Annotated in this window: 8 protein-coding genes; all 8 read right to left on the reverse strand. The window is 39.5% G+C overall.

Annotated elements, in window-relative coordinates; genetic code table 11:
- Positions 1–29 precede the first annotated feature (29 nt).
- Entirely contained in the window at positions 30–1,460 is a 1,431-nt protein-coding gene (locus tag INE92_RS17790) for an IPT/TIG domain-containing protein (RefSeq protein WP_004317127.1), read from the reverse strand.
- Positions 1,461–1,888: 428 nt separating this feature from the next.
- Positions 1,889–4,435, reverse strand: a complete 2,547-nt coding sequence (locus tag INE92_RS17795) for a glycoside hydrolase family 31 protein (RefSeq protein ID WP_004317125.1) — start codon at positions 4,433–4,435, stop codon at positions 1,889–1,891.
- Between the two features lie 85 nt (positions 4,436–4,520).
- Complete coding sequence (locus tag INE92_RS17800; protein ID WP_004317122.1) at positions 4,521–5,585, reverse strand: family 43 glycosylhydrolase; 1,065 nt, start codon at positions 5,583–5,585, stop codon at positions 4,521–4,523.
- 31 nt (positions 5,586–5,616) lie between these two features.
- A complete protein-coding gene (locus tag INE92_RS17805; protein ID WP_004317120.1) occupies positions 5,617–6,129 on the reverse strand; it encodes a hypothetical protein in 513 nt (170 codons plus the stop codon).
- Positions 6,130–6,153: 24 nt separating this feature from the next.
- Complete coding sequence (locus INE92_RS17810; protein ID WP_004317118.1) at positions 6,154–7,299, reverse strand: SusE domain-containing protein; 1,146 nt, start codon at positions 7,297–7,299, stop codon at positions 6,154–6,156.
- Between the two features lie 19 nt (positions 7,300–7,318).
- Positions 7,319–9,211: a RagB/SusD family nutrient uptake outer membrane protein gene (locus INE92_RS17815; RefSeq protein ID WP_004317116.1), complete on the reverse strand. Its 1,893-nt coding sequence runs from the start codon at positions 9,209–9,211 to the stop codon at positions 7,319–7,321.
- 17 nt (positions 9,212–9,228) lie between these two features.
- Positions 9,229–12,333, reverse strand: a complete 3,105-nt coding sequence (locus tag INE92_RS17820) for a SusC/RagA family TonB-linked outer membrane protein (RefSeq protein ID WP_004317114.1) — start codon at positions 12,331–12,333, stop codon at positions 9,229–9,231.
- A gap of 165 nt (positions 12,334–12,498) precedes the next feature.
- On the reverse strand, positions 12,499–14,529 hold the full coding sequence (locus INE92_RS17825) for a glycoside hydrolase family protein (RefSeq protein WP_004317113.1): 2,031 nt from the start codon (positions 14,527–14,529) through the stop codon (positions 12,499–12,501).
- Between the last annotated feature and the right edge of the window lie 100 nt (positions 14,530–14,629).

The following is a 14,629-nucleotide window of genomic DNA, read 5'->3' on the forward strand; positions in this document are numbered from 1 at the left end:
AAAATAAGAATTGTGTATTAATCATCAATTTACTGCAATGCAATGGTACGAACACGGTGATTACCGTTGTCACCAACATAGAAAGTACCTGTAGACTCTTCATAACAAAGTCCTAAAGGATAGTTGAAACGTGCTGTTTCACGAGGATCACCATCAATATATCCTGATACTATTTGATCTGTCGAATAACTTCCGCGACCAGCAAACGTTGTAACAATACCATCAGGAGTGATCTTACGAATACAATGATTGGCAGCATCAGTAAGATAAAAATCATATACATCTAAACGTTGCTCTGCCACATATTCTTCGTTCAACACAAAACACCCCTGCATTGGATTATCGAAACGGGCTGAATTTTGGGATGCGTCCTTGTAACCATATGACCCGAACTCTCCAGCAAAAGTAATAGGAGTTTCCAGATATTTACCAGCCCAATTATATTCTGCTTTCATCACACATTGCTTGTCACGTGCTATTAAATAAGCAAAGTTTCCACTTGGATGAAAAGTAACACATTGAAACCAGCCGCTTGGTCCCATCTTGGCAATCTGCTTCGGATCCCACATTTGTGTCTTCTCATTCCAAACCGCTTTATGAAGCGTAGCATCACGACCACGGCACAAAAAGATAGTACCATCTATAGGATGTGTGAATAATGTATTGAAATCATCCCCATTTAAAGCCGGATAAGAATTTTTAAAATTTTCTTTACGAAGTAGATAATAAGCTCCTGCACGTTCTACATTCCCCTGCGGACAGTTCACAAACATAGTATCCCTGCCCACACTCCAGCCAAGCCCACTCGGAGCACTACTCCAACCAGCAGCACCATTGGTAATCACAGTAGCTATGGAATCTTTATCTAGATAGATTTTACGTAAACTATGTTCATTCTCGAAAAAATAAATGCAACGTTCGCCTGATGATTCGTCATAGTACATGGCAAGAGGAGTTTGAGTTCCTGCTTTATCAAAATTACCATCCGTAATAGAAGTATTACCTTCACTATCTACTACACCGCACAACGTGCCGACAACTACATTATACTGATAAGAAAACTTTTGTTCAAATGTATAGGTGGCATTCAAGCTTTTATCCTTATTCAATATATCCACCTGCACAAATCCTCCATCCGCACGGGAAGGAACAATACAATAAATCTGTGTACCGGAAGAGCTAACAACTTTCGCTTCCTTACCACCAACAACCACTCGTATCAGTGAAGGATCAGTCCCAAAATTACTACCATTGATAAACATGTTCGTGCGCACAGCACCTTCTAAGGGAGAATAGTCAGTAAAAACAACTTCAACATTAGGATCAGAAGCTACATAAGACGGAAGATTTACTTCCACATTTTTGTCCATGCAACTACCCAATCCACCCAGGCAAATCAAGGAAAACAATACAAACCTAACCTGTTTCCCTCCTTTTTTTGTTTTAAAAAGGTTTTTCATTGTATTTAATTATTCGTTAAACAATAAATATAAAAATCAAAAGAAAAAAATAACTATACATTATTCCAATGCGCACTATTAACGAAATGCAAAATAAAACGCTATCCTATTAATAGAATAAAAATAACGGTTCAATAAATGACAAAAACAGGTCAAGAACCTATAAAACGACTATCTCAAGTATGTTTTGGAGCACTTTTACTATTTTATTATGTTGTGTGCTTTCCTCTATTATCATCCAGCCTATATCTCCCCCCCCGAAAGTGATGTTACATATAGCATAGTTATATAAATGGTCATAAAAATACAAACATTTTCTAAAACGGAGCAACATCAGAAAATATCAACTACAGTATCTGGCTTGCCCTTCATTACTTATAAAAAAAATAGTGGGATGCTTTTATCACCCCACTATTACATTTCTCATACTATTGCTTGCTCCAGCAAATAGATTGCAAAAACCAAGCTTTATTTTCGTCATTCAAACCTTGACGCTTCAAAACCTCCGGGAGGTCAGTATAACTTTTCCAGAAATCGGAAACTAAAGAAGAGATCTTCTCCGGTGCATAGATTACCGCTTCACTCAGACTTCCCATTTTACCAAATTCTTCCTTGAAGCAAATATATGAATCACGGTATTTTAACTGCTCCATAGATTTAGCAATTCGTCTAGATACTCCCAACAAGCCGTTCATATCAGCTGTTTCCGTAGGATAAACTATTTTAATAACCTTTTCCTGATCACACGACAAAACAGACAAATCAACCGAAAGAGCAAACTCTTCACCCAAATATTCATATTTGGCAGGTTGACCATTTACAGTGACAGACTGAGGAACAAGTGATGAGAGCACTTTCACTTTGAATGAACGAGATTCAGGCATATCTTTATATTGACCATCACGTTTACCGATAACAATCGTTCGTTCCTGCCCTTGGCTGGAAGATGTTAATTTAGTCACAGCATATTCCGAAGCATAGTTCTTATCGTTTCCATTATCTTCATAGAAATTAAAGGACGAAATTCCATTTCCACCAGGGAATACGGTAACAACAACCTCCTCATCATTACCGTTCAGGTTCATCACCTTTCTTGTATACATCGGTAATACCGCTCCCGCTTTTACATAAATCGGATATTCATCAATAGCAAAAGGACGTTCCACTATTTGTCCTCCTTTCAGTAAGGTGCCTGTATGCAACTCATACCATTCACCTTCGGGCAGCCACACACGCACTTGTACATAACCATCTTTTGCAGGAGCTGTGGCAGGAGCAACCAGAATATCATCTCCAAACATATATTCATTACGGAATTCATATGCTTCCTTATTATCCGGATAATCATAATACATCGGACGGCAAAGTGCTAATCCTTCATCATAACCTTTACGAGCCATTGTATAAATATAAGGCGCCATCTCATAACGTTGCTGGATTGTCTTACGAAGAACATCACAATATTCTTTGTTGAATACCCATGGTTCCTTATTCAAACCGGCACTTTTTTGAGAATGTGTACGCATAATCGGGCTTAAGGCTCCGAATTGCAACCAACGAGTGTACATTTCCGGATCTATACTTTCACCGATATGTCCTCCCAGGTCATGACTCCAATAACCATATAATACATTGGAAGCTGTCGAGTTGAAGTAAGGCTGAAAATCTAATGATTTCCATGAAACAACTGCATCACCGGAGAAACCCACCTGATAGCGATGATTACCCAAACCTCCCCAACGGTGATATAGTATCGGACGTGTGTCCCTGTTCTTTTCCATATTACTAAAGAAAGCATAATTAATCCACCAAGTGTTGCTCAAATTCTTCACCTTCGGATCATATATCCCTTGTTGCCAGTCCAGCCACCAAAAATCAACACCATCTTTCTCCATTGGCGTCAATACATTCTTAAACATATTTTTAATAAACTTCTTATCTGAATTTATCCATGGAATAGTCTGTTTGGACTGAGGATCGACTCCCATATCTTTTGCTAATCCAGGATATTTTTCTTCATAAGAAGCTACTCCATCCGCCGGATGTAAGTTAAGGGTGATTTTCACATCATTCTGTTTCAAGTATCCCAAAAACTCCTTTGGGTTCGGGAATAAATCACGATTCCATGTCCAACCGGTCCAACCACCTTTTCCTTGTTCTGTATAATGCCAGTCCATATCTACCACCAATACATCCAAAGGAATCTGATAAGTATGGAAATTATCAATCAGATTACGGAACTCCCTGTCAGAATATAACCAATAGCGTGACCACCAATAACCAAATGCATACCGGGGAGGTAATGGTACTTTTCCCGCAAAGAGGGTATAATCTTTCAAGGCAGCTTTATAGTCATGTCCATATGCGATGAAATACCAATCCTGTCCGCCATTAGCCGGACGCTCTTTCACCCAATCCCAATCTTTATTATCATCAAACAAAAGTCCCTGAGAATCATCAATCAGAGTCCAACCGTCAGTAGCCAACAGACCATCTTCCAGTTTCAGTTTATCACCTTTCTTTGTATCAGCCACCCATGTTTGTGTCTGTGTATCACCATCCATACCATCCAATGTACGATAGGTTCCTTTCAAGTTGCCCTTCTGTTGCATACCGGGTTTCCAAGTAAAAGGTAATATTTCTTTAGAGGCAGTGATAACCAAGTTCTTATCTGTAAACTGTCCACTGTTTTTCTTATAACGCATCTTCATTTTGGAAGTCGTTATTTCAACCCATCCCCCTCTTGTTTTTAGCTTGTAATCTACCTGGGGATAGTTACGATTCACAACGATGTGAGATCTATCGTCTACGAATTTCCCATCCGGTGCATATTCCAGACGGATTGCTCCATCAGAAATGACTGTAAATCTTACATTATCATCTGTATAAGCAATATTTCGCTGTGTGTTTTGCGCATGCAATACAAATATAAAACTCTGCATGACACAGAGTAAAAGCAATAATCCTCTTTTCATGATAACATTTAAAAGCAATAAATTTATAATTCGAGAATAAAATAGGGTCGTTGCAGTTATCATAGCTACAACCACCCTATGTCAACTACTTACTCTTCTTGAAAGTCGGAGCTTCCGCCTTCACAACCGGTCCGTCCCCTACGAGATACGGCCAATCATCGTCATCCCAATAAACTCTATCAAGCAATACTACACGCCCTAAAGATGGATCGGCAGTCCGGTAAGCATGATAGATAATCCAATCTTTACCTTCATCATCCTGCACTATTTCAGCATTGTGCCCTGTCCCTAGAAACGCATCATTTCTGTGTATCAGTACCTCATGTTTATTATCATTCATGTTGTCACCTGATTTATTCAAATAAGGACCAAAAAGCTCGGTGGAACGACACACAACTGTCTGGTATGTACTATTTGCACCGTCACAGCAAGTGCCTGTAGAGCAGAACAAATAATAGTATTTACCTCTTTTCAAGATATATGATCCTTCATAAGCATTGGTACCTCCAGTATTGGCAGCGACCTGTATTTTTGTCGCTTTTGCATTTTCAATACCTCCTTTCAGTCCAAGACCGTCTTCAGTCAATTCAACACCCCAAATACCATACCAGCTTCCCCAGAAAAGATATTTTTTACCATCATCTTCAATATAGAAAGGGTCGATACTATTATGAACATCGATCTCATTGCTACGGAATAATTTGCCTTGATCAGTAAACGGTCCTTCCGGCTTGTCCGAAACAGAAACACCAATACCACAAGTTGCTCCACCTCCCCACTTGGACAAGGAGTAATACATCACATATTTTCCATTGATATAATTGATATCCGGTGCCCAAATACCTGCTTCCGGTTCCCATGACGGTTTCTTATCATCCTCGTAAGCACCGCCCACATAAGTCCAGTGAACCAAGTCTTTGGATTTGTGTATCCATGTATTTCCTCCGGTAGCATACAAATAGAAATATCCGTCTTCCGCTTTTATCACTGTCGGATCCGGATTATCGGAATCGATGACAGGATTTGAATACCACACTTTGTCTGCCAATGGAGCTTGTTCTGCTTCACCTTTTTGTTTATCGCTGTTACCACACCCCCATGTAAGCAGGGAGAGTATTCCAAGCGTAATCGTATGTTGTAAGTATAACATAAGTTCTCAGTTTTTTATTAATTTTACTAATCTATTCCATACTCGAATTCAATTCAACACCAGGTCCCAATACAATATGGATTATGGAAGTCTTTGATTCTTTGTCCATTTCTGAAGTAATTGGCATACCATCCGACTGAAACGCTTCCAATGTAATGCTAAACTGAGCTTCTTTTTCGTCCACTCCAAAAGCTTTCATATATTCCATTATCTGTTGATTGGTAAAAAGCTGTTCGCGTACTCCGTTATAAGTAAGTATGCTTTTATCTTCCACACCCATTGTTTCAGTTATTTCTCCATCTACCTGCAGTCCTAAAGTCATAACATACTTCGATGCTGTTTCTATATCCAGCCAACGGTAGACAAAAGCAACCCCATCCATATTCTCCTGTGTAATCTGTACATAATAATCATCAGATTCCACTTCTACTCTCGGTACACGTGGTTGTGGGTCACCCTCACTTTCCACATCTCCACATGCTCCCAATACAAATATATTAGTAAGCAGATATAGTATTATAAACAGTTTTTTCATGATTTTCATATTTTAATTTACTTCTTATGGAGATTATTCAGTCGGCTCCAAATATATCTTCATCTCATTAAGGTCTACTGTCAAAATGTATTTACCATCATCAGCAACAATCCATTTCAAGTCACCGCCATTATCCTGATACCTTGCTTCTCCGAGTTCATGTTCTACGCCCGGATTTGCTCCTTGTGAAGGAGCAAAAAAGAATTTTCCTGCAAAATCTGCTCCATTCGGCTCCAACGCCAACTTAAACTCTTTACCGCCATAAAAGTTACCTGTATACGTCCAACGTTCTGGATGGCGTGGATCATTATTCACAAATGCACCTTCCTTTTTCATTTTACCCCAATCCCATCCGATGGTACTGGCATCGCCAACAATCCAAATCCCATCTTGCGGTAAAGGGTAAATACTAACGATATTCACATCCAAACGATTTAAGTCCACAACTATTGTATAGGTACCGCTCTTTGTGTTTTCAAACATCTCACCATTCCCTGCTTCTGCCACATATTGCAAAGAATTATCTCCATTCTCAGCTTTCATGTAGCATGGATAATCAGAATCCGGACTAAGTGCAAAGAAGTACTCACATGGCTTCAATTCTGCTGTCGACTGATATACTCCTGAACCCACAACCTTCTCGGTCATTCGGCGAACAGTTTTCTCTCCAGCATCATCCACCATCACCATATATATCGCAGTAGCATTCTTATCATATCCGATCACATCCAATTGCGTCTTCGACAACTCCGGTTTCAAGTATTCTACAGATGAATTGACCTGTCCTATAACCTCTGCTTCAATAGTCACCTTATCTCCAGGAAGTACACTCCAGGAAGCCAGTATATCATTCAACTCCTTATGCGTAAAACTAATGGAACGTTCCTCCGATTCAATCTCATACAAATCTGTCACATTAGAATGTAAATCTGCCATATACATTCTGAAAAAATAGGTGATAGTAGCATCAGCTCCCCCACGTTGAGCCGCAGCATCCCATGTAAATAAAACAGCAACTTCATTCTCCTTCTCTTTCTCCAAAGTAATTTCAGTAGAAGAAGCCTTCAAAAGCATCTGATCTACAGGAGTTTCAAGCGCGTAATACTCCGGATCTTTATTACAGCTCGCTGCTATCGACATAAGAAAGAGCAAGCATATTAGTTTCATTATCTTATTCATAATTATGCTTTTCATTTTATTAATTCCAGAAAGGCGCCTGGACCAAGTTCGTGTTCTTATTCATCTCATCTATATATACCGGCAGCCAATACATCGCCTTTTTCCAAACACGGGTCTGAAAAACGGTTCTCTTGTAAAATTCCTGACTATTTATTCCTGCAAAGTTCATACCATAATCATCTCCACACATCTCCGGAAGTTGTTCTACAATTTTCCAACGGCGAATATCCGACCAGCGTGATCCTTCACAACAAAGTTCAACACGACGTTCCATACGAACGATCGCACGCACAGCTAATTGATTATCATCAACATGGATGTATTTGGGATCATCCAGTGCTACAGTATTCAGCGTATATTGACGTACACCCGCACGTTCACGGACTTTATTCACATATTTCAATGCATCCTCACGAGATGCTCTATTATCGTAGGCCTCATTAACGGCCTCGGCATAATCCAAATAGGAAGCTGCCAAACGATACAAGAACATTTGCCGCCATTTATAACTACCATTCTTCGGACTATCTTGCGGATATACTTTTTTACGAACCAAATAACCATTTTGGGGGGCATCGTGTGTATAGTCATTATCTCTCTGATTCTTAAAAAATTCAAATTTACGCCCTGCCAAAGCATACCACGAACCATTATAGCTCACTGCCGTATAGAAACGTGGCTCTCGGTTACAATACATATTATATGTACCTTCGGCAGTTATTTCTCCCTTTTGCCCTGTTCCGCCAGTCCAATTGGTAGACCTAGCTTCTACTTTTGTCGAGAAACCTTCTTCTACATATTCTGAATTGTCATCGTCTTTCGGAAGTCCGTTCTTCATAAAGAAAGCATCCACCAATCCTTGATATACGCCCAAACCATTTCCGCCACCATATTCTTTAGTAACCGCCTTGTTTGTGTAGAACTGATAACTTTGATAAGCATCTTCTTTTGTATATGGGAACAATATTTCCTTGTTTCCATCCTGAAATTTTGTAAACCAAAGATTCTCAAGTGAAGTGAACGGATCAATTTCTCCCTCATCATTATATTCTACATACAAACGATAACCAGCTTGCTCTGCCACATCAAGTAATTGTTTGCAAGCCTCTGCCGCTTTCACCCATTTCTCTTGGCTATAAGTAGAGTTAAACAATTCCTCACCTTCTTTATTCTTATGCCCGATATACCACTCATTTCCGTTTACTAACGGGCTTGCAGCAAATAATAACATCTTCGCACGAACAGTCAGACACATGACTGAAGTTATTCGCCCATATTTCTCCACACTCTGCCATACAGCAGGTAATTGTTTAGATGCTTCCAACATTTCATTATCCAAATGACTGACAACTTCATCAAATGGCCTTTGTCCCACCATCAAATCTGAAAGAGTAAAGTCAGTCGGGGCAATATAATTCGGTCTGAATGGAATAGGCCCATATGCTTCCAATAATTGCCACCAATAATAAGCTGCAAGAAAACGTGCTTCCGCTTTCATATAATCCACTTCTCTCTGAGGAAGGTCGGAATCAGGTAATGCGTGTACACGTTCTATAAAAATATAAGCCTGACGTATTTTTCTCGGAAGACCATCCCAGAAATTTCCTGCCCATTGTGTATTCGGTGTCCATCCACCAAAAATCTTGGTGATATTGGGCCAGTCCCATTGCTGCCAGCGTGCAGAAGCAGTCAAGTCATCTGCAAACACTTCCCAACCATACGTATTTAGCCAGTCATTACCCGGATTAGGGATACGGCTGTATACATTGGCCAGCCATGATTCTACTTTTGTCTTATTCTCAAAGACCATGTCTATGTCAATTTCCGTATCCGGTTCTTTATCAAGATACGTACAGGAACCCAACGATACAATGCCTATTAAACCGGCAACTATATATTTCTTAAGTTTCATTATCGTCATTTTTTTAATTAGAAATTCAGGTCAACTCCAAACATTACAGAACGCATAGCCGGATAACGCAGACCGGTGTTCGTATTTAATTCCGGATCCCACAGTTTGAAAGGAGAGAAACAAAATAAGTTATTACCACTCACGTAAAAACGAATAGCTTTGGAATGTATCTTATCAGTTACAGATTGCGGTAAAGTATATCCAAGTTCCAACGTTTTCAAACGCATAAAACGCATATTCTTTTTCCACCATGTGGAATTCCGGTAATTCTGTCTATTAGGCTCCTCCGTCAGTCTCGGCCAGAAGACATCTTGAGCAGGGTTCTCTTCTGTCCATCTGTCGTTATAATTAGAGTAAATATTCCCTTGTAATGTTTGTCCGCTACCCGGAATGAAATACGTAGTTCCACCAATCACACGATAAGTATCACCTGTTCCCTGGAAGAAGAAATTCAAATCCCAGTTTTTGTAGCTTACATTACCTCCGAAACCATAAACAATACGCGGGTCTACCGTTCCACCAATGTATCCTTCATCCGCATCAGTGATAATGCCATCACCATTCATATCTATATATTTGATATCACCGGGACGTACTTTTGAAGCTCCAACGTCCTGTGTCGGTATACCGAATTTCAAATTACCATTCGCATCGAAATCATCTTCTGTAAACAATCTTTCTGCCTGCAATCCATACAAAGTATTTAATGAACGACCTGTCAATCCTCTGTATGTACCTTTCACAGTTTCTGGTTCATCGTATTCGTCCACCCTGTTGATAGCATACGTGAAATTAGAACGGAAACCTACAAACCAATCTTTATTAATTTGTTTATTATAGTTTAAGGAGAATTCTACACCGCGGTTAGTCACTTCACCAAAATTAGCCCAAGGATTAGTCAAGAATCCTGTCTGTGAAGGAATAATCTTACGCTGCATAAAGATATTGGTACGTTTTTCTTTGAAAACATCTACCTGTAATTCCAATTCATTCCATAATCCCAGCTCAAAACCAAGGTTCATTTTCAGAGCTGTTTCCCAGGTAAGATTTTCAACTCCAACTTCTCCTTCTGAAATACCGGTACGACCAATCTGTCCTGTATCACCCCAGTTATACTTATCTGCATTGGTATTCAATGTTGTTATATAGGCAAAACGGCGTCCTCCGATATCATCATTACCTACTTTTCCTATAGAACCTCTTAATTTCAATTTACTCAATGTATTTCTGAAACGATCCATGAAAGGTTCTTCAGACAATAACCATCCGACTGCCACAGAAGGGAAAAAGCCGAAACGTTTACCTTTAGCAAAATTCTCTGAACCATTATATCCAAAGTTGAACTCCGTCACATAACGGCTATCGAAAGTATAAGATAATCTACCCGCAATACCTTGTTTTCTATAAGGTTGTACACTACCATTATCATAACTTTGCTGATTATACAGAAACAATGCATCTACGTCATGCTTTCCGAAAGTGCGAGCATACGTTAATGTTCCTTCAAAATACACCCTCGAATTTCCATATTCCCCCTTATTTCCATGTCCCAAAGACTCATCTCCATATTTAAGTACCGAATGAATCAGATTACCTTCAATGTCACGTCCGGTAGCAATACTATGATAAGTAGCATCCTTTCCCCTTGTAATCGAACTCTGATTCCAACGGTCGAAAGAAAAGGTTACTTTCGCTTTTAATCCCGGCGTGATCATCTTCAGATTCTGTTCAATAGCAAAGAGTGACTGAATCTGTGAAGCTGTAACTACGTCGTAACCTCGCTGTGTCACCGCTGCCCAAGGGTTCACATCATTAATAGCCATAATTGGAATAGTCCCATCTGAATAGCGGGCAGGATACACAAAAGGGGAAGTTATAAACGCTCTATCAAAAGCATCGTCCGTACTAAATGCCTGTCTGCGGTGTGTTTGAAGGAACCCACCGACATTTAAACGCAGCACTGTTGTCTTAGTCACATCCAAGTCAACATTCGCACGCATATTATAACGAGTTAGTTTCGTTCCCGTATCATAAGGCAATGATTTATCCGTCTCCATAATTCCCTTCTCACCGAAATAAGAACCAACCAACGAATAACGCAGAAAATCAGAACCACCTGATACGGTCAGATTCGCACGAGTAGAATAAGCATAATCCTTTGTTATTTCATCCAGCCAATTTACATCCGGATACAAATCTCTGTCATAACCATATCTCGTTCTGTCAATCTGCTCCTGGCTGAAAGGCAAACGCGACTTGTTCTCTGTTATTTCATTTATCAATGTCATATGATCGGCTGCCCCAATAAAATCCGGAAGTTTTGTCGGCTCTGCAATAGAATGTTCCACACGCAGATTGACAGAAGGAGCTCCTACTTTACCACGCTTCGTATTGATAACGATGACACCATTTGCACCACGTACACCATACATAGCACTCGCCGATGCATCTTTCAATACTGAGAAAGATTCAATTTCAGCAGGGTCTATGTTATTCAAGTCGCGCTCAATACCATCTACCAACACTAACGGAGATTGTCCACCAGAGAAAGAAGCAATACCGCGAATCCAAAAATTCGAGGAATCGTAACCCGGTTCTCCCGAACGTTGAACCGCTATCACACCGGCAATCTGTCCTGCCAGATTATTAGACAAAGAGCGCGTGGCACCAACCTGTAACTTCTTAGGCTGTAATGTCTCGATAGAACCGATAACCGACATTTTCTTCTGACTACCATATCCAGTAACCACAACTTCATCCAAGGCTTCAATATCTTCTTCTAAAATTACATCAAAGTTAATCTTACTTCCAACTTTTATTTGTTGAGTTTTGAAACCAATATACGAAATCTCTATTACGGAATTCTTTCCGGGTACATCCAAATAAAAGTGTCCGTCCATATCCGTAATCACTCCAGTCCCTGTCTGTTCCAGTACACGTACATTCACACCAGGAAGAGGATTCTTGTCCTTATCGGTTATCGTACCACTGATACGAATACCTTTCGCTTGCTCCGACATATTAGTCTTACCAAACATAGAAGAATGTTCCGGTAAAGCGGAGTTAGCACTTATTCCATAATACAACAACAAGCAAACAAACAATGCTTTCTTCAAATCCATAATATTAAATTTAAAAAACTCATAATAAATACTTTATCTCATATTGAGTGAGAGCAAAAGTAGACAACCAACATAAAATATAATAAAACATATAAACCAATAATTAAAAAAAATCGTTCAAAATGAAATTAAAATATAATTGAGATATCTTCTGACCTATTTCTGTCATTTTAAGAAATGTTCCGCACGTCCCGGAGTCAATAACTCCCACAAAGATGCAACTGTCCATCCTGGTGCGAAGATATCGTTATAATACCCTTTTCCATTTTTGCCATAGTCCCAGTTGGTATGTTGAACGACTTCCGGATAAAAACCGGATTTAGCAATTCCACATAGATGCCCTTCGTGAGGTAGCAATTGGCGCATGGAGGTAGAGATCACCTCTGCGAAATGGGCAAAACGTGGCTCCTCATATTCCTTTGACAACCATTGCAGTACCGAAGCAAATTCAAAAACAAACACGTCAATATGGTTGTTTTCTACAGAGACATTGCCCCAACCACGAGTTTTCAGACCGATATCACCCAACATCTGACCTTGAGCAAAAGGAACGTCCCATACATAATACCATGACAATGCAAAATAAGCAGCCTTTCTTGTCAGGTCGGCATAATGACGATGCTCGTCTCCTTTCGTTATTAACGAAAGATAGTAAGTTGCTGTAGCAGCATAAAGAGAAGCCTCTTTATCTTCACAATTGGCATCGAGAGTAGATGAAAAATAGTCAGCTTTAGATATCAAGACTTTCTCCAGATAATCTGCTGTCCTTTTAGCACTGGCTAAATAACGTTTATCCTTAAAATATTTATATCCCATTATTAAAGGCAAAGTGGCCGAAGGCGTACTTCCCCCACTGTCATCAACTACTGTAAAATCATCGTGGAATTTACGGGGGAAACTGCCATCCGCATGCTGCAACTGTAGAAGTATATCAAGCATATTTTTCATCTTTTGCTCCCATTCAGGATGACGACGACCATTCTCCTTTTCATAAGCAAGAAAATGAAGCATAGCATAAATTCCTTCTGATTGACGACGAATACTATGTACAGGATCTTCATACCCTCTATCAAAGTTTACCGATTCTTTAAAGAAACCAGCTTGGGTAAAGCCATTCTTCAAATAACTATCGAATACTTTCATACTGTTTTCTTTCAGATCCTCTCTGCCACATTGCCAACTATATTCCCAAGCATTGAATGCATTAAGAAGCACACGACCGATAAAACCTACTTCTGCCTGGCCGTTACTCTGACAATCAGCAGTCCGCAAATGAATACCCGAATTAAAAGTCAACGAATTACCAGTCACCAGACTATTGACAAAGAAACGGCTCATTACTTCTTTCATATCCTCAATAGAATAAGGAGTATCAACCGGAGCCGGAGCATAAGTGTCATAGCTATACTCCCACGCATTCCGAATAAAATCAGAATAATCATCAGCTTTATTCTCCATAATCTCCCATGTCAGTAACATTGTTTCTCCTTTTTTCAGAGACTGAAAAGCCTCTACCGCCGGAGCCAATGTTAATTTTCGAATATAGCTTTTAGGTGCTTCACGGTAAGGAAAACCGAAAGAAAGTGTTGCCACTCCATTCTGATTTTCGAATCCAGTAAAACCTATTGAAGTTTTACCTGAAAGAATGATTTCTCCCTCTCGATGAGTAGACAAAACCTCATTAGCAAAATTGTCTATACGACTCACTGTCACAAAGCTTTTTTCCTTTTCTGAATAAATACCTGTAAGAGGAGCACTCAATCTATCCTCACGTACCAACCAGCTGTCTGATGTATGAAATGAAGGTGCTTCCTTAGGAGATCGCAGATTGCGACGATACCAGAACCCCGGCATATAGAACTGGCAATCATCATGATTAAAACCGGTTGACAACTGCTCGCTAAAATTAAAATAAACATCCTCTAATGCAGTTAGACTGACATTGATGCGTAACTTACCATTCATATCCTCCATTCTCTGAGTTATTACCATCGGAATACCTTTTGAAGGTTCCAACAGATAAGATGAACGGTCATTCTTCAACTGCCGCATATCCAGCGAGTATTTTTCCGATTCATTTCCCGGTACTTTTAAGGAAATAGATGCTGAAATCTTTTCTGGAGTATAATTGACAGCTTCAATAGCCTCAACATATAACCCAACAAGTATTCCACAAAATAAGCATTTTAAATTCATGTAAATTCAATTAAATGAATCAGTAATAAAATAAATACTGGTTCTGTTAATACATTAATAATTCATTTTCAAACTTGAGCAACAGCTAACATCTTGTAGC

It is taken from the genome of Bacteroides xylanisolvens (assembly GCF_018289135.1).
In the GTDB taxonomy this organism is placed as follows: Bacteria; Bacteroidota; Bacteroidia; order Bacteroidales; family Bacteroidaceae; genus Bacteroides; species Bacteroides xylanisolvens.

Excerpts from the sequence above, each read along its gene's own strand:
- INE92_RS17790 (WP_004317127.1), bottom strand. The coding sequence starts at position 1,460 with ATGAAAAACCTTTTTAAAACAAAAAAAGGAGGGAAACAGGTTAGGTTT.
- INE92_RS17795 (WP_004317125.1), bottom strand. The coding sequence starts at position 4,435 with ATGAAAAGAGGATTATTGCTTTTACTCTGTGTCATGCAGAGTTTTATA.
- INE92_RS17800 (WP_004317122.1), bottom strand. The coding sequence starts at position 5,585 with ATGTTATACTTACAACATACGATTACGCTTGGAATACTCTCCCTGCTT.
- INE92_RS17805 (WP_004317120.1), bottom strand. The coding sequence starts at position 6,129 with ATGAAAATCATGAAAAAACTGTTTATAATACTATATCTGCTTACTAAT.
- INE92_RS17810 (WP_004317118.1), bottom strand. The coding sequence starts at position 7,299 with ATGAATAAGATAATGAAACTAATATGCTTGCTCTTTCTTATGTCGATA.
- INE92_RS17815 (WP_004317116.1), bottom strand. The coding sequence starts at position 9,211 with ATGAAACTTAAGAAATATATAGTTGCCGGTTTAATAGGCATTGTATCG.
- INE92_RS17820 (WP_004317114.1), bottom strand. The coding sequence starts at position 12,333 with ATGGATTTGAAGAAAGCATTGTTTGTTTGCTTGTTGTTGTATTATGGA.
- INE92_RS17825 (WP_004317113.1), bottom strand. The coding sequence starts at position 14,529 with ATGAATTTAAAATGCTTATTTTGTGGAATACTTGTTGGGTTATATGTT.